The 21,828-nt window shown below is 69.9% G+C and carries 10 protein-coding genes; 5 read left to right on the forward strand and 5 right to left on the reverse strand.

The genetic code is table 11. The features are described 5' to 3' along the window. The first annotated feature begins 1 nt into the window (after position 1). Together A5758_RS03125 and A5758_RS03130 are read left to right on the forward strand one after the other, a co-directional pair. Positions 2–1,027, forward strand: coding sequence for an NAD-dependent epimerase/dehydratase family protein (locus A5758_RS03125; protein WP_067736316.1), 1,026 nt, complete (start codon positions 2–4; stop codon positions 1,025–1,027). Continuing rightward, complete coding sequence (locus tag A5758_RS03130; RefSeq protein WP_067736319.1) at positions 1,024–2,391, forward strand: FAD-binding oxidoreductase; 1,368 nt, start codon at positions 1,024–1,026, stop codon at positions 2,389–2,391. Before A5758_RS03125 ends, A5758_RS03130 begins: the two co-directional genes overlap by 4 nt. Here A5758_RS03130 and A5758_RS03135 read toward each other — a convergent pair. From A5758_RS03135 to A5758_RS03145, 3 genes are all read right to left on the reverse strand, one after another. Further along, positions 2,388–2,726 carry a hemophore-related protein gene (locus A5758_RS03135; protein ID WP_067212836.1) on the reverse strand — a complete coding sequence of 113 codons (339 nt, stop codon included), beginning with the start codon at positions 2,724–2,726 and terminating at the stop codon, positions 2,388–2,390. The genes A5758_RS03130 and A5758_RS03135 overlap by 4 nt on opposite strands. 225 nt (positions 2,727–2,951) lie before the next feature. Further along, positions 2,952–3,308 (reverse strand): hemophore-related protein, encoded by a 357-nt coding sequence (locus tag A5758_RS03140; protein ID WP_067212839.1) that lies wholly within the window; start codon positions 3,306–3,308, stop codon positions 2,952–2,954. 307 nt (positions 3,309–3,615) lie between these two features. Then, on the reverse strand, positions 3,616–5,058 hold the full coding sequence (locus A5758_RS03145) for an amidase family protein (RefSeq protein WP_067736323.1): 1,443 nt from the start codon (positions 5,056–5,058) through the stop codon (positions 3,616–3,618). A gap of 301 nt (positions 5,059–5,359) precedes the next feature. Between A5758_RS03145 and A5758_RS03150 the strand changes: the two genes are divergently transcribed. From A5758_RS03150 to A5758_RS03160, 3 genes are read left to right on the forward strand one after another with little or no spacing between them, the layout of a single operon-like run. Continuing rightward, positions 5,360–7,021, forward strand: coding sequence for an acyl-CoA dehydrogenase family protein (locus A5758_RS03150; protein ID WP_067736326.1), 1,662 nt, complete (start codon positions 5,360–5,362; stop codon positions 7,019–7,021). Next, complete coding sequence (locus A5758_RS03155) at positions 7,018–14,775, forward strand: type I polyketide synthase (protein WP_067736329.1); 7,758 nt, start codon at positions 7,018–7,020, stop codon at positions 14,773–14,775. Before A5758_RS03150 ends, A5758_RS03155 begins: the two co-directional genes overlap by 4 nt. Before the next feature lie 14 nt (positions 14,776–14,789). After that, positions 14,790–20,306, forward strand: coding sequence for a biotin carboxylase N-terminal domain-containing protein (locus A5758_RS03160; RefSeq protein WP_067736332.1), 5,517 nt, complete (start codon positions 14,790–14,792; stop codon positions 20,304–20,306). Here A5758_RS03160 and A5758_RS03165 read toward each other — a convergent pair. Beyond that, positions 20,295–21,062 carry a 4'-phosphopantetheinyl transferase superfamily protein gene (locus A5758_RS03165; RefSeq protein ID WP_067736335.1) on the reverse strand — a complete coding sequence of 256 codons (768 nt, stop codon included), beginning with the start codon at positions 21,060–21,062 and terminating at the stop codon, positions 20,295–20,297. The two genes, A5758_RS03160 and A5758_RS03165, sit on opposite strands and share 12 nt — an antisense overlap. A 1-nt stretch (position 21,063) precedes the next feature. After that, positions 21,064–21,816, reverse strand: coding sequence for an MBL fold metallo-hydrolase (locus tag A5758_RS03170; protein ID WP_067736338.1), 753 nt, complete (start codon positions 21,814–21,816; stop codon positions 21,064–21,066). Between the last annotated feature and the right edge of the window lie 12 nt (positions 21,817–21,828).

A 21,828-nucleotide genomic window follows, 5' to 3' on the forward strand; every position in this document is an offset into this window, starting at 1 on the left:
CATGCGCGCATTCGTCACCGGAGGAACCGGGTTCGTGGGGTCGAACCTGGTGGCCGCCTTGGTCAAACGAGGGATCGATGTTCGCGTGCTGCGGCGGTCGACGTCGTCGCTGGCTGCATTGGCCGGCCTGGACTGCGAGACGTGCGTCGGCGACGTGCTGGACGAGATCGACACCCTCACCGCCGCGATGGCCGGCTGCGACTGGGTGTTCCACACCGCCGCGATCTCCGACTACTGGCGCTACCGCGGGCAAAACCTCCTCTACCGCACCAACATTGGCGGCACCCGCAACATGTTGGGCGCCGCCCTGCGCGCGGGTGTAAAACGGTTCGTCCTCACCAGTTCCCTCGCCGCGCTGGGGGTGCCGGAGCCAGGACACCTGCTCACCGAGTCCGACCGATTCAACCTGCGTCCGCGCCAGTTTCCATACGGCTACAGCAAGCACCTCGCCGAATCCGAGCTGCGCCTCGCCGCCGCCGCGGGCCTTGCGGCCGTGGCGGTCAATCCATCGGTCGTCATCGGGCCGGGCGACCTCAACGGCACGGAGAGTGCGATGTTCGTCCAGGCCGCACGCGGACGGCTGCGGGTCGCCGCACCCGGGGGCACCAACTTCGTGGCGGTCGGCGACGTGGTGGCGGGTCACATCGCGGCCGCGGAGCGAGGACGCGCCGGTGAACACTACATCCTGTCCGGCGAAAACCTCAGCTTCCCTGAGGCTTTCGCAACCGTCAACGACATAGCCGGCCGGCCGGGGCCCCGGGTCGTGCTCCCCGCGTGGACCATACCGGTGGCAGCCGCGGCCGTGGGCGCGGCCCGCTTCGTGGTCGGCCCACGACTGCCAGTCGGGGGCAAGCAGATGCGGCTGTCGTCCGTCGGCATCTACGCCGACGGCAGTCGGGCCCGCACCGAGTTGGGCGTCCCCTATACGCCGTTTCGGACGGCCGCCCAGAGTGCCTACGACTGGTACTTGGAAAACCACTACCTGCCGGAACAACCCGCGGATTCCCGGGCGCGCATACGGAGATGACACGCGCGATCGACGCGATACCCGGCTTCACCGGCCACATAGTCCACCCCGGCGGCCACGACTACGACTCGGCGCGGCAGGTTTTCAACGCCCTGGTCGACAAGCGGCCCGCCGTCGTGCTGCGCTGCCGCTCCCGAGCGGACATCGTCGCCGCCGTCCGCTACGCAGTCGGCTCGGGGGCCGAGATCGCGGTGCGGTGCAGCGGGCACAGCGTCGCCGGACACTCCTCGACCGATGGCGGCATCCTCATCGACCTCTCCCTCATGCGCGGCGTCGTCGTCGACGCCGAACACCGGATCGCGGTCGTCCAGCCCGGCGCGACCTGGCGCGACATCGACCGGGCCACCGCCCGCCACGGTCTGGCCTGCCCCGGCGGGGTGGTGTCCACGACGGGAGTGGGCGGGTTCACGCTCGGCGGCGGGGTCGGGTGGTTGTCCCGCGCATACGGCCTGACCTGCGACAATCTGGCCGCAGCTGAGCTCGTGCCGGCCAACGGAGAGGTGCTGTACGTCAGTGCGGCACAGAACGAAGAGATCCTGTGGGGACTTCGCGGCGGCGGCGGCAACTTCGGCGTGGTCGCACACTTCGTGCTCGACCTGCACCCGGTCGATCAGGTCATCGGGGGCATCCAGGCCTACGACGACACCGACGCCGAGGCCGTGCTGAAACACTTTCGCGCCCAGATGAACAACGCCGACGACCAGCTCGCGTCCCTCGTCGACTTCGGCACCGATGAGGGTTCGGGACGCGGGCTGGTCACGATACTGAGCTGTTCGACGAGGCCCGACGAGATCGGTCGGGCCGCCGTCGGCGCGCTGGCGCAGGTGCACGGGATGACCACCGAACCGGTGATAGCGCTGCAACGCGAAATCGCCTATCCCACTTGGCAACAGGCCCTCGACCACACGGCCCCGTTCGGGCGGCTGAACTATTGGAAGTCGACTTTCCTCACGGAGCTATCCGACGACGCCATCCGGCGGATCGCGGTGCTCGGGCGGACCCGCCCCGCGCCGCAGACGCATGTGCACCTGATCCGGCTCGGCGGCGTTCCGAGCCGCGTTCCGCCGCAGGCGACCGCCTTTTCGACCCGCAACTACCCCTACATCGTCCATCTGATCACCACATGGACCGACCGCGCCGACACCGAACGGTGCAAGTCGTGGACCGACGAAGCGTACGAAACGCTGCGTCCCCTCGGTCCGGCCGGCGTGTATCTCAATTTCGTGGGTGATGAAGGGCCGCTACGTATCCGGGCCAGCTTCGGTGAAGCAACCTACCGTCGGCTCGCCAGGCTGAAGGCGCGCCTCGATCCGGACAACCGCTTCGCCCTCAACCAGAACGTCGAGCCCGCAGCGGACAGCTAGTAGTTGCGGCAGGAGTTGGCCAATGGCACGACGATGTCGTGGAACGGGGCGGCGTCGGGGTTGCTTCCCATATCCTGCAGCATCTGGCGGCGCTTGGACCGCGGCGCTGCGACGAGGTCGTGCAACCAGGCCTGCGCCTCCGGCGAGGCGTTGAATTGCGCCGCGGGACCCGGGAACTCCGCATTCAGCGCCGCCACCACCTGCTGGAAATTGCACGGGCTGTTTACGGCCGGAGTGATGTCAGGGTCGGCGGATGCGACTCCGATTCCAGCGGTCAACGGCAACGCCAACCCAAAAATTGCGACGGCCAATTTGGCCGATGCTGATGTGAACATTTGTCCCCCCTTTTACTGAGGCGTCGATGCCGATCTCGGCGACATCTGAAGGAGCTCGCCTCTTTCGGTCAGTAGTTGATTCGTTCCAACTACAGCCTCACCCCGCACACGCCGTTCGACAACCCGCCAATCGGCCCAAATTCCGAGGCCCTTCGGCCCTTCGGACCTTGGACCAACCTGGCCCGGGCCGGCCATTGCGCCTGGTATACGGCCCGGGCCCGGTGCTCAGTACTTGTTGCAGATTTTCGCGACGTTCTTCATCGTCTGGAGGTACGGCTGCGCGTCGGGCATGCCCTGGATCTGTGCTGCCAATTGCCGGCGCTGATCCGGCGGCGAATCGACGAACTGATGCAAGAAGCCCTGCGCAATCGGCGATCCGTTGAATTTCGCGGCATCGTCCGGATATTGCGTGTTGAGCGCCGCCGTCGCCTGATCGTACGTACAGGTCGAGTTGATGACCCGTTCCAGATCGGGATCGGGAGCAGGAGCGGGATCCGCGGACGCGATGCCGGCTCCGGTGGCGAGGGATAACGCCAGACCACCAGTCGCGACTGCCAATCTGGTCCACGAAAACGTGACCATATGAATAACCTTTCAACGGGAAACACCGCGATAAATGCGGCGATGATTATGTCAGCCTAGCGCCTGTTTCGGGGTCGAGGCCCCTTCCGGGCTCTGGAGTATCTAAGAATTCATTAGCGGCGAAATAAGACGTCTTTCGTCGTGCAATTCCGCGAATCACCCGCCCGCTCGAAAGGCATGCGGCGCAACGGAAATGGCCTCAGTGCAGGGAGCGGCTGCTGGGCCTCGACCTCGCCAACGGCGGGCCGGCCTCGCAGCAGATCCTCGGCAGCTAGCCCGCTGAGGCATGGTGTTTGGGGAGCCAACCCTAAGCCGGTGTGCGATACCGCGCGGCCGGTGGCCGGTGCTGTGCCCACGGGCGCGCCGATTCTAGTTGTGCGGCAAGCGAAATGAGCGTCAGCCCATCGTCGGGTCGCCCCACCAGATGGACCGCTTCGGGCAGCCCGTTCGGCGAGATTCCGACCGGGACCGACATCGCCGGCTGCCCGGTGTAGTTCTGCGTCGGGGTGAATGGCATGAACCCCAACACCCGCGCCATCGCGCGAGTCGGTCCCAGCCCCTCGAGATGCCCGACGGGCACCGGCGGCTTACCCAACACCGGCGTGATCAGCACGTCGAAATCGGCTACGGGCCGCAGCCCGCGCTCGCTCATCCGGTCGCGCGCGGCCAGCGCGCGGTGCGCCAGCCAGTCGGGGATCAGCCGGGCGGTACGTCCCTCGGCCTGAATCCGCCGCTCCAGCAGCTCGGGTGTGGGCAGCCGCTCGATTTCATCGGCGAGGCCGTGCATCATCAGCGCGAACACCGAAAGGACGGCGGCCGGCGGATAGACCGGATCGCGCTCGACGACCTCGTGGCCGAGCGAGCGCAGCAGCTCGGCGGTCTCTAATACCGGCCGGCGCACTTCGTCGCTGACCGGCACCGGGATGACCGGTTTGAAGGACATGGCGATCCGCAGGCGCCGTGGCTCGCGCGACACCGCCTCGATCAGTGTCGGCGGCGGCGTCGCAGAGACGATTTCGTCGTTGGGCTCCAGGCCGGCCATCGCGTCGTGCAGCAGCGCCGCGTCGGCCACACTGCGGGCCAGTGCACCGATGTGATGCAGCCCGTGGAATCGGTACGCCCGCTCCGGCGACTGCTTGGTGCTGATCCACCCCCGCTGACCTTTCAGGCCCACCACCCCGCAGCATGCGGCCGGGATGCGAACCGAGCCGCCGCCGTCGGTGCCCAGCGCGCCGGGCACCATGCCGGCCGCCACCGCCGCCGCCGAACCGCCGCTGGAACCGCCGGTTGTCCGCTCCAGGTGCCAAGGATTGCGGGTAACGCCCCAGGTGGGGGACTCGCACATCGGGACGGCGCCGAACTCGGGCAGATTCGTCTTGCCGATGATCACCGCCCCGGCTTCCCGAAGGCGCCGCACGGCGGCGCTGTCGCGGCTCACCGGGCCGGTGTCGATCGCGGTGCCGCACATCGACGACACTCCCGCCACATCGGTGTCGTCTTTGACCGCGATCGGCACGCCCGCCAGCGGCAGCACCTCGCCGGCGGCGAGCCGGCGTTCGACCTGCGCCGCTTCTGCCAGCGCCTGCTCGGCGAGCACGACTCGGAACGCATTCAAAATCGGATCGAGTTGAGCGATGCGCTCCAGGTGGAACTCCACCAGCTCTCGCGGCGAAACCTCACGATCGCGCACCAACTGCGCCAGCCGCGCCACCCCGGCAAAGCCCAGGCCCTGATCATCAACGGCGGTCATGCACGCCCTTTCGCGCCAACCCCCCGTTGGACTGAATACCCCGCCGAGTGTACGCACACCTTGACCGATGCCGCCGAGCACGAATTCATGCAGGCCAGCGAGGACCTTGTCTCCTCCGGCAATAGGACTTTCGGCTCTCGCCCGCGACACCCGGACGGTCAAAGAATCACTAATAGCAGCGGTGGGAGGGGAGCCACCGCCTCTTAGGGAGGACATTTTCGATGAAAAGGTCCATGTCGTCCGCCGCGTCCGGCACGTGGCGCTTGATCGTCATGGCCAGTCGGGGGCCGGGGGCAATGCGATGACCACCGACGTCGGCCTGGACCGCGACAGCCTCGAAATGATGCTGGCCTCACTCGATGATTTCCTCGCCGAGGCGCTGCCGGATGCTCGCCGGTTGGACCTCGACCACGACGACGTCTGCCCGGAGGAAACCGTTCGCGCGATGTGCGGTGAAGGCCTCGGCGTGCAGCTCGTCTTCATCCCGGAGGAGTACGGCGGGTTCGGCGGCGGGGCTTTCGACTCCTACCGGGTCTGCGAACGACTCGCCCGGTTCGACATCGGCGTAGCCACCGCCGTGCTGGCCACGTTCCTCGGCAGCGACCCGATCGTCGTGGGCGCGACCGCGCAGCAGCGCAAGGAGTGGCTGGGGCGCATCGCCGAACGGGGCATTCTATTCGCTTACGCCGCAACGGAACCCGAGGCGGGAAGCGACCTGGCCGCGATGAAGACGACCGCCACACCGGTCGAAACCGACGGTCAGGTGACCGGCTACCGGCTCAACGGGCGCAAACAGTGGATCAGCAACGGCTCCATCGCGGATGCCTATTCCGTCCTGGCCCTGGCGCCGGGCGGACCGTCCTGGTTCGTCGTGGAGAAGGGCACCCCCGGCTTCTCGGCGGCGCCCCCGGAGGACAAGCACGGCATCCGGTTGTCCGACACCGCGGCGCTATTCCTCGATGACGTGCTGGTCCCGGCGGAGCACTTGGTGGGCCGGGAGGAGGGCCACGGACTTGCCCAGGCCCAGCAGGTTTTCGGCTACACGCGGGTGATGGTCGCCGCATTCGGGCTCGGTGGCGGCTGGTCGGCCCTGGACCGGGCGATCGCCTACTCCACCGAGCGGGTGCAGGGCGGCGCGCCGCTCTCGAACAAGCAAGGCTTTACCCACAAGCTGATCGTGCCGCATGCGGTGCGGCTGGAGGCGGCACGCGCGTTCATCGAGGAAACCGCGACCCGGATCGACAGCGGCGAGGGTGCCGGCGGCGCGCTCAACACCGAGGGCGCGATCGCCAAATACCTGGCCACCGAGGCCGGTAACGCGGCCGCGGAGGCGGCGATCCAGGCGCACGGCGGATACGGCTACACGCGTCCGTACCTGGTGGAGAAGATCAAGCGCGACGTCCGGATCACCACGATCTACGAGGGCACCTCGGAGATCATGGAGATGACGATCGCGCGCGGCCGCTGGCAGCAGCACCTCAAGACGTCCGGCGCCTATTACCGCGACGCGGCTCGCGCACTTGACGATGTCCCCGGTGAATGTGGCGGGCCCACGGCGGCGCTGGCGCTGGAATGCCTTGCCGCCGTGCTGGAATCGTGCCGCGTCGGCCGGCTGACCCGCAGCCAGCACGTGTTGTTGCGGCTGGGCGAACTGATCAGCTACGCCGAGTGCGCGGGCGCACTGGCGCGCCGCGCCGCCGCGGCGGCAACCGGTGCGTTGCCGGCGAAATCGGACACCCGCTTCGACGCGGCCGCGCTGGCCGCCATCAGCCGCGTTTTCGCGCGCGACGCGGCGCAGAAGGTCGCCGAGGAGGGCTCACGCTGGGTGACCGGCGCCGGCACCGGGTCCGACCTCGCCGTCGCGCTGCCGCTCGACCGGGTGCGGGCCGCGCAGACCGGCCTGCTGGATGACATGGACCGGGTGGGGGACGCGCTGTATCGAAGAGAGGCCGGATCATCATGACGACCACGCAACAGGAGCCGATCGCAGTGATCGGCGTCAGCGCGATCATGCCCGACGCGCCCGACGCCGCCACCTTCTGGGCCAACATCAAGGCCGGCCGTTACAGCATCAGCGACGTGCCGCCCGAGCGCTGGGACCCGGAGCTTTACTACGACCCCGACCCCCACGCGCCCGACAAGACCTACTCCCGCATCGGTGGGTGGGTCCGCGACTTCACGTGGGAACCGCTGGCGTGGCGGCTACCCATCCCGCCCGCGGTCAGCGCGCAGATGGACGACGGTCAGAAGTGGGTGGTGGCTGCCGCCCGCTCCGCCCTGCTCGAAGCCGGGTGGCCCGACTGGACGGTGGACCCCGAACGAGTCGCGGTCATCATCGGCAGCGCCATCGGCGGCGACAAGCAGCACCAGACCAACCTCCGGATCCAGTTTCCCGCGATCATTCAAAAGTTACGCGCCGCACCGTCATTCGCGGCGCTGCCGGAGTCGGTGCGCGACGCCGTGCTCGCCGAGACCCGGGCCTCGTTCCTGGGTGGAATCTCCGAAATCACCGAGGACACGATGCCCGGCGAGCTCGCGAACGTGGCAGCCGGCCGGGTGGCGAACCTGTTCAACTTCCGGGGCCCCAACTTCACCACCGACGCGGCGTGCGCCTCGGGAATGGCCGCCATGTCGGCCGCCGTGCGGGGATTGCAGGCCGGCGACTTCGATGCCGCCGTGACCGGCGGCCTCGACCGCAACATGGACCCGGCGGGATTCGTGAAGTTCTGCAAGATCGGTGCGCTGTCGGCGACCGGCACCCGCCCGTTCGACGCGGGCGCCGACGGCTTCGTAATGGGCGAGGGCGCAGCGCTGTTCGTCCTCAAGCGGTTGTCCGACGCGGAACGCGACGGCGACCGGATCTACGCGGTGCTGCTCGGCATCGCCGGCTCCAGTGACGGTCGCGGCAAGGGCATCACCGCGCCCAATCCGGTGGGCCAGCGGCTGGCGGTGGAGCGAGCCTGGGCGGTGTCCGGCCTCGATCCGGCGGCGGCAACCTGCGTCGAGGCGCACGGGACGTCCACCCGGGTGGGCGACGCCACCGAACTGGCCAGCCTCACAGACGTTTTCGGTAAGGCCGGCGCGCAGCCCGGGTCGATCGCGCTGGGCTCGGTCAAGTCCAACATCGGCCACCTCAAGGGCGCGGCCGGTGCCGCGGGCCTGTTCAAGACGGTGCTCAGTCTGCACGACAAGGTGCTGGTGCCCAGTCTGCACTTCGAGCAGCCGAACCCCAACGTGGACTGGAATGACATCCCGTTCCGGGTCAACACCGAACTGAGCGATTGGCCGGCACCGGACAACGGGGTGCGGTGCGCCGGGGTCAGCGCCTTCGGGTTCGGCGGCACCAATTTCCATGCCGTGCTCGAGGAGTACGTGCCCGGTCGGCATCGCCCGCCGGGGGAGGCCCGCTCCTACCCGGGCGCGACCATCGAGCAGCGCTCCGCGCCGGCGACGGACGCACCCGTCGGGGCGAAGGCCCCGCTGCGGGGCGCGGCGGTGGTCGGCGGCGCGGATGACTCCGACGTGGCCGCCCAGCTGGACCGGCTCGCCGCACGGGCGTCGGCCGGCCAGGCCCCCGCGGTGGCCCCACCGGACCCCACCCTGGCGAGCGCGCCCGTTCGGGTTGCCATCGACTATGCCGACGCGGCCGACCTCGCCACCAAGGCGACGAAGGCGGCCGGCGCGCTGCGGCACGGTGACCCGGCCGTGTGGCGGATGCTGCGGGCGCAGGGAGTCTTCGTCGGCCGCGGCGCACCGGGCAAGGTCGCGTTCCTCTACACCGGTCAGGGCTCGCAGTACGTCAACATGCTTTCCGACCTGCGCGCCCGGGAGCCGATCGTCCAGGCGATGTTCGACGAAGCCGACCGCGTCACCAGACATCTGCTGGACAAGCCGCTCACCGACTACATCTTCACCGACAGCACCGATGAGGCTGTCGCGCAACGGCTCTCGCAGCAACTCATGCAAACCGAGATCACCCAGCCGGCCGTCCTGGCCACGGATCTCGCCCTGGCCCGGCTGCTCGATGCCTACGGCGTGCGGCCGGACATGGTGATCGGCCACAGCCTGGGCGAATACGGCGCCTTGATGGCCGCCGACGCGCTGTCGCTGGATGCCGCCCTGGAAGCCGCCAGCGTCCGCGGCCGGGCGATGGCCAAGCTGGCCGGTCCCGACAACGGTGCGATGGCGGCCGTGACCGGTCCGCTGTCCGAGATCGAGCGGATTGTCGGGGCCACCGACGGCTACGTCGTCATCGCCAACATCAACAGCACCAATCAGGCTGTCATCGGCGGCGCCACCGACGCCGTCGAGCGTGCCGTCGCCGCACTACAGACCGCCGGCATGAGCGCCTCCCGCCTCCCGGTCAGCCACGCGTTCCACACCGCGATCGTCGCGCCGGTCAGCGAACCGCTGAAGACCGTCCTGCGCCGGCTCGGCGTGAGCGCGCCCCGGCTGCCGGTGGTGTCCAACGTGACCGGTGACTTCTATCCGGCGGACGCCGACCTCGACACCATGCTGGACCTGCTCACCCGTCAGGTGGCCTCGCCCGTGCGGTTCGTCGACGGACTGCGCACGTTGTACGACGCGGGCGCCCGCGTCTTCGTCGAGGTTGGCCCCAAGAAGGCGCTGCACGGCTTCGTCGAAGACGTGCTCGGTGACGATGTGTCGGCGCTCTTCACCAATCACCCGAAAACCGGCGATGTCGCCTCGTTCAACCGGGCGCTGTGCGGGCTGTACGCGGCCGGGCTGGGATTCGGCTCGCCTGCCGCGGCTGGTACGAACACCGCCGCCGTGGCGGGTACGGACACCGCCGCCGTGGCGAGCGCCCCGCAAGCCGCAATGCCGGATGGGAGGTCCGCGATGATCAGCGAACAGCCGGTGGTGATCACCGGTGCGGCGCTTGGGCTGCCCGGTGTCGAGCGTGTTTTCGACGACGAAAACATCGCCCGGATCCTCGACGGTCAACAGTTCATCGACACCATCCCGCACCGGCTGCGCCGGTCGATGCTCGACCGGCACATCACCCGCCTGGTCAAGCGGGAATCGGGCGACCCCACGTTCGAGACGATCGACAACGAGGCCGACGTCATCAAACTGGCCGGGCGCAGCGCACCGCTGGACGTGGTCGCCGAGTTCGCGGTCGACACCGCCCGCGACGCCGCGCTGGACTCGACCACCAAGCTGGCGATCGGGGCGGGCTTCGACGCGCTGCGCGACGCCGGAATCCCGCTGGTCATGCACTACAAGACCACGACGCTGGGCACCCAGCTGCCCGACCGGTGGGGGCTGCCCGACTCGATGCGCGACGACACCGGCGTCATCTTCGCCTCCGCGTTCCCGGGTTACGACAACTTCGCCCGCGACCTCGAGCACTACTACGTCGACCGGGGCAACCGGGAGCATCTCCTCGCACTGGAGGCGGTGCGCGCCCGGATGAGCGGCGATGAACCCGCCGCGACTGAGGTCGACCGGCGCATCCACGAGCTGCGTCACGCGTGCGAGTCCAACCCGTACCGGTTCGACCGCCGGTTCATCTTCCGCTGCCTGGCGATGGGCCATTCACAATTCGCCGAGATCATCGGCGCGCGCGGGCCCAACACGCAGGTCAATGCCGCATGCGCGAGCACCACGCAGGCGACCTCGCTCGCCGAGGACTGGATCCGGGTCGGCCGCTGCCGCCGGGTGATCGTCGTCTCCGCCGACGACGCCAGCTCCGACGCCCTGCTGCCCTGGCTGGGATCCGGCTTCTTGGCGTCCGGCGCCGCCGCCACCGACGACATCGTCGAGGAGGCCGCCACACCGTTCGACCGGCGGCGGCACGGAATGATCCTCGGCATGGGCGCGGCCGCCTTCGTGGTGGAGTCCGCCGAGTCCGCCGCCGAACGCGGGCTGCAACCCATCTGCGAGGTGCTCGGCACCGTCACCGCCAACAGCGCCTTCCACGGCACCAGGCTCGACGTCGAGCACATCGGCGGCGTCATGGAACACCTGGTTGCCCAGGCCGAAGCTCGCGGCGTGGACCGCCACGCCATCGCGCCCAACACCATGTTCGTCTCCCACGAGACATACACGCCGGCCCGCGGGGGCAGCGCCGCGGCCGAAATCAATGCCCTGCGAAGGGTTTTCGGGTCTGACGCAGACGCCGTGGTCATCACCAACACCAAGGGCTTCACCGGGCACGCGATGGGCGCCGGCATCGAGGACATCGTGGCGATCAAGTCGCTGGAGACCGGTCTGGTTCCCCCCGTCCCGAACTTCAAGGAACCCGACCCGGAGCTGGGCCGGCTGAACCTGTCGGTGGGCGGAAGCTATCCGGTGCAATACGCGCTCCGGTTGGGCGCCGGTTTCGGTTCGCAGATCGCGATGACGCTGATGCGCTGGACCCCAGTTCCCGACGGCCGCCACCGGCCCCCGGACGAACTCGGTTACGAGTACCGGATCATCGACCGCGCCGCCTGGCGGCGCTGGCTCGCCCAGGTGTCGGGCAGGCCCGATGCCGACCTGGAGATCGTGCAGCACCGGCTGCGGATCGTGGACACCGGAGCGCCGGTGCCGGCTCCGCGGGTTCCGGTAGCCGCCGCGGTGCCCGCCCCGGCGCAGGGACCGGCGGTGGTGTCGGCGCCGGAACCGCCGGCGGTGCCGGCCGGGGACGACATCACCGATGTGGTGGTGGGCACGGTGGCCGAGTTGACCGGCTATCCGCGTGAATTGTTGGATTTGGACCTGGATTTGGAGGCCGATCTTGGGGTGGACACGGTCAAGCAGGCCGAGATTTTCGCGGCGATCCGGGAGCACTACGGGGTGGCTCGCGATGAGAACCTCAAGCTGCGTGATTTTCCGACGCTGAACCATGTGATCGCCTGGATCCGCGACAAGGCCGGTGTGGCGGCTCCTCCCGCCGAGGTGTCTGCGCCAAAGCCGGCCCCGGTGGCGGCCGCCCCGGCGGCGCCCGCGGGGGACGAGGTCATCGATGTGGTGGTGGGCACGGTGGCGGAGTTGACCGGCTATCCGCGTGAATTGTTGGATTTGGACCTGGATTTGGAGGCCGATCTTGGGGTGGACACGGTCAAGCAGGCCGAGATTTTCGCGGCGATCCGGGAGCACTACGGGGTGGCTCGCGATGAGAACCTCAAGCTGCGTGATTTTCCGACGCTGAACCATGTGATCGCCTGGATCCGCGACAAGGCGGAGGCCCAGGCCCACCCAAAAGCGCCCGCTGAGTCACCGAAGGCGGCGCAAAGCGCCGTCACGGTGCCGCCGGCCATCGAAGGTGACATTGCCGCCACCGACCGGATCACCCGGCAGGTGCCCGTACCCGCGCTGCGACCAGAGCTCGCGGCCTGCGTGCCCACCGGAGTCACGCTCGACAAAGGCACGCGCGTCGCCGTCATGGGCGACGAAGGCGGCGTCGCGGATGCGCTGATCGCGCGGCTGACCCGGCTCGGCGTCGACGTGGTGGCGCTGCGGCCCGACGACGACATCAGCGCCGTCCTGAGCGACGGGGTCGACGGCGTCTACTGGCTGGCGGCCCTCGACGACGAGGGCCCGCTGGAGCGCTTGGACCTCGCCGGCTGGCACGAAGCGCTGCGACGCCGGGTGCGCAACCTCTACACCACCATGCGACACCTGTATGAGCGCAGCCCGTTCCTGGTCGTGGCCACCCGGTTGGGCGGATACCACGGCTACGACGCGACCGGGGCGACCTGCCCGCTGGGCGGGGCGGTCACCGGGTTCGCCAAGGCATACCGGCGCGAGCGCCCCGAGGCGCTGGTCAAGGCGGTCGACTTCCCGGTCAACCGCAAGACCGCGGCGCTGGCCGACGCGCTGATCGACGAGACCCTCCGCGATCCCGGTTGCGTCGAGGTCGGTCACGCCGATGGCCGCCGCTGGGGCGTCGGGCTGGCGGAGCGACCGTTTTCCGCCGAGGCGGGCGGGGCTCTCGGCCCCGACCCGGTCTTCCTCGTCACCGGGGCCGCCGGCAGCATCGTGTCGGCGATCACCGCCGATCTCGCCGCGGCCTGGCGGGGCACCTTCCACCTGCTGGACCTCACGCCGGAACCCGACCCGGCCGACCCCGACCTGCGCCGGTACACCGAAGACCGCGACGGGCTCAAGGTCGAACTGGCGGATCGGATGCGCGCGCGGGGCGAACGCCCGACACCGGTCCTGATCGAGCGGGAACTGGCCCGCCTGGAGCGCTTGCAGGCCGCGCTGGCCGCAATTCGTGCGGTCGAGGCCGCCGGCGGTTCGGCGCGCTACCACAGCGTCGATCTCACCGATGCGGCCGCGGTGGACAAAGTGATGGCGCAAGTGCGGGAGACCAGCGGCCGCATCGACGTCCTGCTGCACGCCGCCGGAGTCGAGGTCAGCCACGGCCTTCCCGACAAGGAGCCCGCCGAGTTCGACCTGGTGTTCGGCGTCAAGGGCGACGGCCTGTTCAACGTGCTGCATGCCGACCTTCCGCTGGGCGCCGTCGTGGCGTTCAGCTCGGTCGCAGGCCGGTTCGGCAACATGGGCCAGACCGACTACAGCGCCGCCAACGACCTGCAGTGCAAGATCCTGAGCAATTTGCGCCGCACCCGTCCGGAGGTAAGGACGCTGGCGATCGACTGGACCGCCTGGGGCGGCATCGGCATGGCCACCCGCGGATCGATCCCGAAGATCATGGCGGCGGCCGGGGTCGAGATGCTGCCGCCCGAGGCGGGGGTGGCGTGGATCAGGCGCGAACTGGGCGCAGCCCTGACCGACGGCGAGGTCGTCGTCGCCGGGGCGCTCGGCGCGCTCACTGCCGAACCGCACGACACCGGCGGCATCAACCCGGCCTCGCTGACGGCGGTCGGGCCGATGATCGGCGAGGTCGTCCGCGCCAGCGTGCGCGACGGGTTGGTGCTGCACACCACCCTCGACCCGGCCACCCGGCCGTTCCTGGATCACCACCGCATCGAGGGCACGCCGGTGCTGCCCGGCGTGATGGGCATGGAGACGTTCGCCGAAGCCGCCCGGCTGCTGGCGCCCGACCTGCACGTCGCCGCCATTGAGAACGTCGACTTCCGGGCGCCGCTCAAGTTCTATCGGGACGAGCCGCGCACCCTGACGGTGACGGCCCTGGTACGCCCCGACGGGGACGACCTGGTCGCCGAATGCCGGCTGTCGGCCGAGCGCACGCTGCCCGGCAGCGAGGTGCCGCAGCGCACCGTGCACTTCACCGGCTCGGTGCGGCTGACGGCCGAGCCACCCACCCTCGCCGACGGCGGCGCTGGTCGCGGCGGCGAAGTGCCCGCGCTGAGCCCGGAGCAGGTCTACCGGCTCTACTTCCACGGCCCGGCCTATCGGGTGGTCGGTTCGGTGTGGAGGTGCGACGACGGCGCGGCCGCCCGATTCGCCGCCGAGCTGCCGCCGCAAACCGACGAGCCGGTGCTGATCGGGCCGCGACTGGTCGAGCTGTGCTTCCAGACCGTCGGGCTGTTCGAGGCCGGCACCGAGGGCGTCCTGGCCTTGCCGCTGCATGTCGATGCGGTGCACCTGAACGGGACCCCGACCGAAGGGGCCGGGCTGGTGGCCACCGCGCGGCCGGACGGGCGCGGCGGTTTCGTCTGCATTGTCCGCGACGACGAAGGCAGGCCGGTGCTGCGGGTCGACGGGTACCGCACCGTGCCGCTGCCGCAGCCACCGCCTGCGGACGTCGTCGCCCCGATCCGCTCCGTCATGCGCGGCTGAGGGGAAGCATCGCTATGAACACCGAGATTCGCCGGCTGGCGATCGTCAACCGCGGTGAACCCGCGGTCCGCGCGCTGACCGCGGTGGCCGAACTCAATCAGGCCGGCGACCAACCGCCCATCCGGACCATCGTGTTCTATACGGACGCCGACGCCGACGCCTGGTACGTGCGCCAGGCCGACGAGGCCGTGCTGCTGGGGACCGCAACCTTCGCCGACCCGGCCGACGGCACCCGCCGGTCGCGCTACCTCGACCAGCCGGCGGTGATGGCGGCGCTGCGCGAGAGTGCGGCCGATGCCGTGTGGGTCGGGTGGGGATTCCTCGCCGAGCACGCGTCTTTCGCGCAGGCGTGCGAGGAGGCCGGCATCGTCTTCGTCGGGCCGGGCAGCGCCACCATCCGGCGGCTCGGGGACAAGGTGGCCGCCAAACGGCTTGCCGAGCAGGTCGACGTCCCGGTGGTGTGCTGGAGCGGCGGGCCGGTCGACGACGTGGCCCACGCCAGCGCACTCGCGACCAGGCTCGGCTATCCGCTGCTGGTCAAGGCGGCCGCCGGCGGAGGCGGCCGCGGGATCCGAACGGTTTACAGCGCCGCCGAACTCGCCGCGGCACTGCCCTCGGCGCGGGCCGAGGCGCAGCTGGCGTTCGGTGACCCGACGGTGTTCCTGGAGAAGCTCGTGCCGGCCGCCCGTCACGTCGAAGTGCAGGTGATCGCCGACCACTACGGCACCGTGTGGGCGGCAGGGGTCCGCGACTGCACCTTGCAGCGCCGCAGGCAGAAGGTGCTGGAGGAATCGGCGTCAACGGTGCTCGACGCCGCCGGGGAGCGGGCGATCCGCGAAGCGGCGGTACGCCTGGCCGCAGCGGCGGGCTACCGCAACGCCGGCACGGTGGAGTTCCTGGTCGACCCGGGCACCGGGGACTTCCTGTTCATGGAGGTCAACACCCGGCTGCAGGTCGAGCACCCGGTGACCGAGGTGACCACCGGGCTGGACCTGGTGAAGCTGCAGCTCCACGTGGCTCGGGGCGGGCGGCTGGTCGGCGCGCCGCCGCAGGTGTTCGGGCATGCGATCGAGGCCCGGGTATGCGCCGAGGATCCCGAGGAGGCGTTCACCCCCGCGCCGGGCCGGTTGACCTGCCTGCGCCTGCCGACCGGCAACGGCATCCGCGTCGACGCGGGCGTGCGCGAAGGGGACCGGATCCCGCCCGACTTCGACTCGATGATCGCCAAGATCGTCGCCTGGGGAAGTGATCGCACCGAGGCCCTCGCCCGGCTGCGTCGTGCACTGCTCGACACCACGATCGTGGTGGAAGGCGGCACCACCAACCGCTCGTTCCTGCTGAGTTTGCTCAATCGACCGGAGGTGCGCGACGGGTGTTTCGACAACCACTGGCTGGACCGGCTGACCGCGGAGGGGGCGCACCTGCCCGCCCCGGACCCGGTCGCCCTGCTGGTCGCCGCCGTGGAGTCGTACGACCTTGAAGAGGCCGCCGAGCGGGCCGCGTTCCACGCCCGCGCCGCCCGCGGCGGTGCCGAAACCTCGGCAGAGGTGGGACACCGATGCCGCCTGCGTTACCGGGGCCAGCGATACATCGTGGACGTTTACCGCACCGGTGTCCGTACCTACCGCGTCACCGGCGCCGGCGCCGCGGACGTCACGGTCTCCGACCGCGACGGATACGAGCGGCGGGTGGTGGTCGGCGGTGTGGCGCACCGGGTGCTGTCGGTGGTGGAAGGTGCCACCCTGCGCGTCGAGATCGACGGCGTCGCGCACACCGTGTCGCGCGACGACGGGGGCCTGGTGCGCAGCCCTGGGCCGGCGTTCGTGGTGTCGGTCCTCGTCGAGCCCGGTGACCAGGTCGTCGAGGGCGACCGGCTCGCCGTGCTGGAGAGCATGAAGATGGAAACCACTCTCACGGCGCCGTTCGCCGGCACCGTCGCCTCGGTCGAAGCCGGCGCGAACGTGCAGGTGGAAGCGGGAGCGCCGGTGGTCCGCATCGCGACGTCCGACACCCGTCAGCGCGTCGGCGCGGCCGCTGTCGACTTCACCGGCCTGCGGGTCGCGGAGCCACCCGGAACGCCGGCGTGCGAGCGCGTGTACGGCGCGCTGCGCTCCTATCTGCTCGGCTACGACCTGGATCCCACCTCGGTTCAGGCCATGCTGACCCGGCAGCGCCGGCTGGGCGAGATCGCGACCCCCACCGACACCGACCTGCTGCGCTGCGAGGACAGCCTGCTGGACCTGTTCACCGACGTCGGTTCGCTGTACCGGCCGCGCGGCGAGGTCGAGCCGGAGGAGGCGCTCGTCGACGGCAGCACCCGGGAGTACCTGCTGTCGTTCCTGCAGTGGCTGGACGCGGACCGGGCCGGTCTGCCCGACTCGTATCGGGGCCGGCTGGAGCGCGCCCTGTCGCGGTACGGGGTGCGTGGGCTGGAACGCACGCCCGAGCTCGAGGAAGCCGTTGTCTGGATGTTCCGCTCATTTCGCCGGGTCGGCGAGCTGGCCGGAGCGGTGACCGACATCCTCGAGCGCCGACTCCGCCACCGCGCCGAGCTGGCGAAGGTGGCCGACCCCGAGATGCGGTCCCGGCTGGACCGGCTGGCGGCCATGCAGGGTCGGCAGCGCAACGTCGCGGACCTGGCTCGCGATGTGCGGTTCCACTACTTCGACGAGCCGCTGCTGGCGGCGACCATCACCCACGAGTACTCCCGTGTGCAGCGCGATCTCGATGGGCTGCGGGACGAACCCGACGGCGCCGGCCGGTCCCGCCGGATCGACCGCCTCGTCGCATGCGCGCAGCCGCTGCGTGCGGAGCTGCTGCGGCGATGGCGTTCCAGCCGCGACCCGGGGCTGCACCGGGTGTTGGCGGAGGTCTACATCCGCCGGTTCTACCGGATCCGGCGACTGCGCAACGTGTCCGTCGGTGAGCATGACGCTTGGATGTTGGGGAGCGCCGACTACGACTTCGAGAACAAGCACATTCACCTGGTCACCGCGTACGCGCCCTGGGCGGAACTGCCCGAGCTGTCCGCGGCGATCGCGGGGCAGTTGCGGACGGCCGATCCCGATCGGCATGTCGTGGTGGATTTGGAGCTGTGGCGGCACGGCGAGGCGGCGGATATCGACACCGTCATCGCGGAAGCCGAAAAGCTGCTTGCCGGATGCCATTTCGGGCGCCTGTTGTGGCGCCTGGATCTGACCGTGACAACCCTCGACGGGGCCGCGCCGGAGCGCTTCCGCACCCACCACATGACCTACCGGCAGCGGGACGGTCAATTCGTCGAGGACGCGCTTTATCGCAATCTGCATCCGATGTTGGCCAAGCGGCTCGAGTTATGGCGGCTGGCGAACTTCGAACTGCGGCGGCTGCGCTCGGCCGAAGACGTGTACGTGTTCCACGCGGTGGCCCACGACAATCCCACCGATCACCGGCTTTTCGCGCTCGCCGAAGTGCGTGACCTGACGCCGGTGCGGGCCGCGGGCGGCGCGGTGCGATACCCGCGCCTGGAGCTGATGGGTCTGCTGGCACTGTCGGCGATGCAGGAGGCGCTGACCACGTTCGAGGCGCGCAACCGGCCGGCCACCAACCGGATGGTGCTCTACGTGCGGCCCCCGTGGGAGGTTTCCCGCGGGGCGTGGGACGAACTGGCCGGATCGTTGGCGCCGCTGGCGGTCGGCGCCGGGCTGGAGAAGGTGGTGCTGCGTGTGCGCTACCCGGACGGTCGCGATGCCGTGCTCGACCTGGAGGGCTTAGACGGGGGCATGACGATACGCGAACGCCCGCCGGACAAGCAACCCGTCCGTCCGTTGACGGCGTATCAGCAGAAGCTATTGCGCGCCAATCGCTTTGGTGCCCCCTATCCGTACGAGATCGTGCGGATGCTTACGCCTCCGCCTGGTGCCGTTTCACGGTTTCCCGCCGGGCGGTTCGTCGAACACGACCTGGACGAGCGGGGCAGCCTGGCGCCCGTGTCGCGGCCGTACGGAAACAACAGCGCCAACATCGTGGTCGGCGTGCTCGGCAACGACACCGAGAAAATCCCGGAGGGCATGTCCCGGGTGGCGCTGTTCGGCGATCCGACCCGCGGGCTGGGCAACCTGGCCGAGCCGGAGTGCCGGCGCATCATCGCTGCGCTGGATCTGGCCGAGCGGATGCGGGTGCCGGTCGAGTGGTTCGCGCTGTCGTCCGGGGCGAAGATCGCGATGGACAGCGGCACGGAGAACATGGACTGGATTGCCGCCGTGCTGCGCCGCCTCATCGAGTTCACCCAGGCCGGCGGGGAGGTGAACATCATTGTCACCGGGGTGAACGTGGGCGCCCAGCCGTACTGGAACGGCGAGTCGACGATGCTGATGCACACGCGGGGCATCCTGGTGATGACGCCGGCCAGCGCGATGGTGCTTACCGGTAAACAGGCGCTGGACTTTTCCGGCGGGGTGTCCGCCGAAGACAACTTCGGTATCGGCGGTTTCGACCGCATCATGGGGCCCAACGGCCAGGGGCAGTATTGGGCTCCCACGCTGGCCGACGCTTGCGACATCCTGCTGCGCCATTACGAGTACACCTACGTGCCGCCCGGCGAGCGGTGGCCGCGCCGGCGCACCACCACCGACCCGGTGGAACGTGACGTGCGATCCGCGCCGCACTCCGGGTGCGACATGGCGACGGTTGGCGAAATCTTCTCCGCCGACCACAATCCGGAGCGTAAGAAGCCGTTCGACATGCGCTCGGTGATGCGGGCCGCGGCCGACGCCGACTCCGCGCCGCTGGAACGCTGGAGCCATTGGCGCGGCGCGGAGACCGCGATCGTGTGGGACGCCCACATCGGCGGAATCCCGGTGTGCCTGCTCGGAATCGAGTCGCACGCCGTGCCCCGTCGCGGATTCGTGCCCGCGGGCGGCCCCACCGCGTGGTCGTCGGGGACGCTGTTTCCCCAGTCGTCCCGCAAGCTCGCCCGCGCGATCAACGCGGCCAGCGGCAACCGCCCGGTCGTCGTGCTGGCGAACTTGTCCGGTTTCGACGGCTCGCCGGAGTCCATGCGCCGCTGGCAACTGGAGTACGGGGCCGAAATCGGCCGCGCGGTGACGAATTTCCGCGGGCCGATCGTCTTCGTCGTGGTGTCCCGCTACCACGGTGGCGCCTTCGTGGTGTTTTCGACGAAACTCAACGACCGGCTGGAGATCGCCGCCGTCGAGGGCTCATTCGCCTCCGTGATCGGCGGTGCGCCGGCCGCCGCCACCGTCTTCGTCCGGGACGTGGAGGCGCGCACCGATTCCGATCCCCGGGTCCGCGAGGCCACCGAAACAGCCCGCGACGCAATGGGTTCCGATGCCGCGAGCGCACGGGCCCACCTCGCCGAGCTCAGGGCGGCGGTGCACGCCGAGAAGCTCAGCGAAGTGGCCGACGAGTTCGATCGCGTGCACACGGTCGAGCGCGCGCTGGCGGTCGGCTCGGTCAACCACATCATCACCGCCCGCGGGCTGCGGCCCTACCTCGTCGACGCTCTAGACCGGGGCATGTCAACCCTGTAGCGGCCGGTCGAGCCAAGAATGTCGCGGTTGGGCCGCCGCCAGCACGCCGGGATCGCCAAGGGCGACAGGCGGTTCGGTCGCTACCGCTGTGACCTCTGTGGCCACCGTGAGCACGAAACGACCGTCTCGCCGCCACCAGCCGGGAAATACCGTTCCCTCCGCGGCGCCCACCGTCAGCTCGCCCCAGCCGTCACCGCGCGGAGCCGTCAGCGTCACCTCCAAGGAACGGGTGTCCCGGCGCAGTCCGGTGCGCAACACCTTGAGCGCACTTTCTTTCGCCGACCAGATCAGGTTCGCGGCCATGTCACGCTCGTCCCCGGCGGCGCGCGAGGCAACGTGTTCTCGCTCGGCCGCGGTGAGGAAGTCGAGCACGAAGCCGGGTGTGCGCGGCTCCACCAGCTCCAGGTCGCAGCCAACCGGCGACTCCGCGCCCTCGCCCGCCGGGCGAGCCACGCAGACCGCCCAACCCGCGCGGTCGGTGATCGACACCTCCAACCCGAGCGTGGTTCCCTCGACGCAGACGTATGGGGCGCCGCTGGGCGCGTTGCGGATCTCGATGCCGGCGAGGGCCGCCGGGTCGGTGGGCCGGCCGGTCACTGCGGCGACGGCGTACTTGGCGACCAGCCGCCGCAGCAGATATTCGGTGCGCCGCTTGGTAAACCGCAGCGCGGCCAGGCTGGCCGCCTCCGCCGGCGCCAGCCATCGTTCACCGGCGGGTAGGTCATCCTCGCCCATGGCGAGCCAGCGAGCTTCCACCTCATCCCCCGCGGGCAAGCGCGGTCGCCCGGTCGGTGGCTTCGCGGATCGGACCGCGCCACAGGTCGCCGTGGCCGGGCGCCAGCGTCTCGGTCTCCAGGAGGGCCAGCGCTGCCAGGCTGCGGACGCAATCGTCCTGGCTGTGGCTGAACACCGCCGGCAGGAGTTGCGGCCCACCGCGACGCAGCAACGGATGGCCGGTGATCAGGGCGTCGCCACTGGCCAGCACCCCGTCGACCAGATACGAGCAATGCCCGCCGGTGTGTCCCGGGGTTGGAATGGCCATCGGGCGCCCCGGCAGACCGGCGGCCACCTCGGGGGTCAGCGGCCGGGTGGACGGGATGCCGTCGCGGATCAGGCCGCCGCTGCGCACCACGTGCAGACCCCACACCGCCCATCGGGGGCGCCAAATGCGAAGTGCGACATCGAAAATCGAGACCTGCTCCAGGTACTCGCGCTTCGCGTGCCCCACTTCGTCCGCGTGGCAATACACATTCGTGCCGTAGGTGTTGGCGAACCAGATCGCCGAGCCCAGGTGGTCGATGTGCGCGTGCGTCAGCAGGATGGCGCGCACGTCGCCGGCGTCGTAGCCCAGCTCCCGCAGCGAAGCGAGCACGTCGTCGCGGTCCCCGGGATAGCCGGCGTCGATCAACATCACCCCGGTGTCGTCGGCGACCACCGTCCAGTTCACGGCGTGGCCCTGAGCGAGGTACACCGTGTCGGTGACTTGAACGAGAGTCGGCGCCGGTCCCATGCCCGCGAGTTT

The organism is Mycobacterium sp. 852014-50255_SCH5639931 (genome assembly GCF_001665605.1).
In the GTDB taxonomy this organism is placed as follows: Bacteria; Actinomycetota; Actinomycetes; order Mycobacteriales; family Mycobacteriaceae; genus Mycobacterium; species Mycobacterium paraffinicum.

Coding starts and splice junctions, on each gene's coding strand:
- A5758_RS03125 (WP_067736316.1), top strand. CDS start 2: ATGCGCGCATTCGTCACCGGAGGAACCGGGTTCGTGGGGTCGAACCTG.
- A5758_RS03130 (WP_067736319.1), top strand. CDS start 1,024: ATGACACGCGCGATCGACGCGATACCCGGCTTCACCGGCCACATAGTC.
- A5758_RS03135 (WP_067212836.1), bottom strand. CDS start 2,726: ATGTTCACATCAGCATCGGCCAAATTGGCCGTCGCAATTTTTGGGTTG.
- A5758_RS03140 (WP_067212839.1), bottom strand. CDS start 3,308: ATGGTCACGTTTTCGTGGACCAGATTGGCAGTCGCGACTGGTGGTCTG.
- A5758_RS03145 (WP_067736323.1), bottom strand. CDS start 5,058: ATGACCGCCGTTGATGATCAGGGCCTGGGCTTTGCCGGGGTGGCGCGG.
- A5758_RS03150 (WP_067736326.1), top strand. CDS start 5,360: ATGACCACCGACGTCGGCCTGGACCGCGACAGCCTCGAAATGATGCTG.
- A5758_RS03155 (WP_067736329.1), top strand. CDS start 7,018: ATGACGACCACGCAACAGGAGCCGATCGCAGTGATCGGCGTCAGCGCG.
- A5758_RS03160 (WP_067736332.1), top strand. CDS start 14,790: ATGAACACCGAGATTCGCCGGCTGGCGATCGTCAACCGCGGTGAACCC.
- A5758_RS03170 (WP_067736338.1), bottom strand. CDS start 21,816: ATGGGACCGGCGCCGACTCTCGTTCAAGTCACCGACACGGTGTACCTC.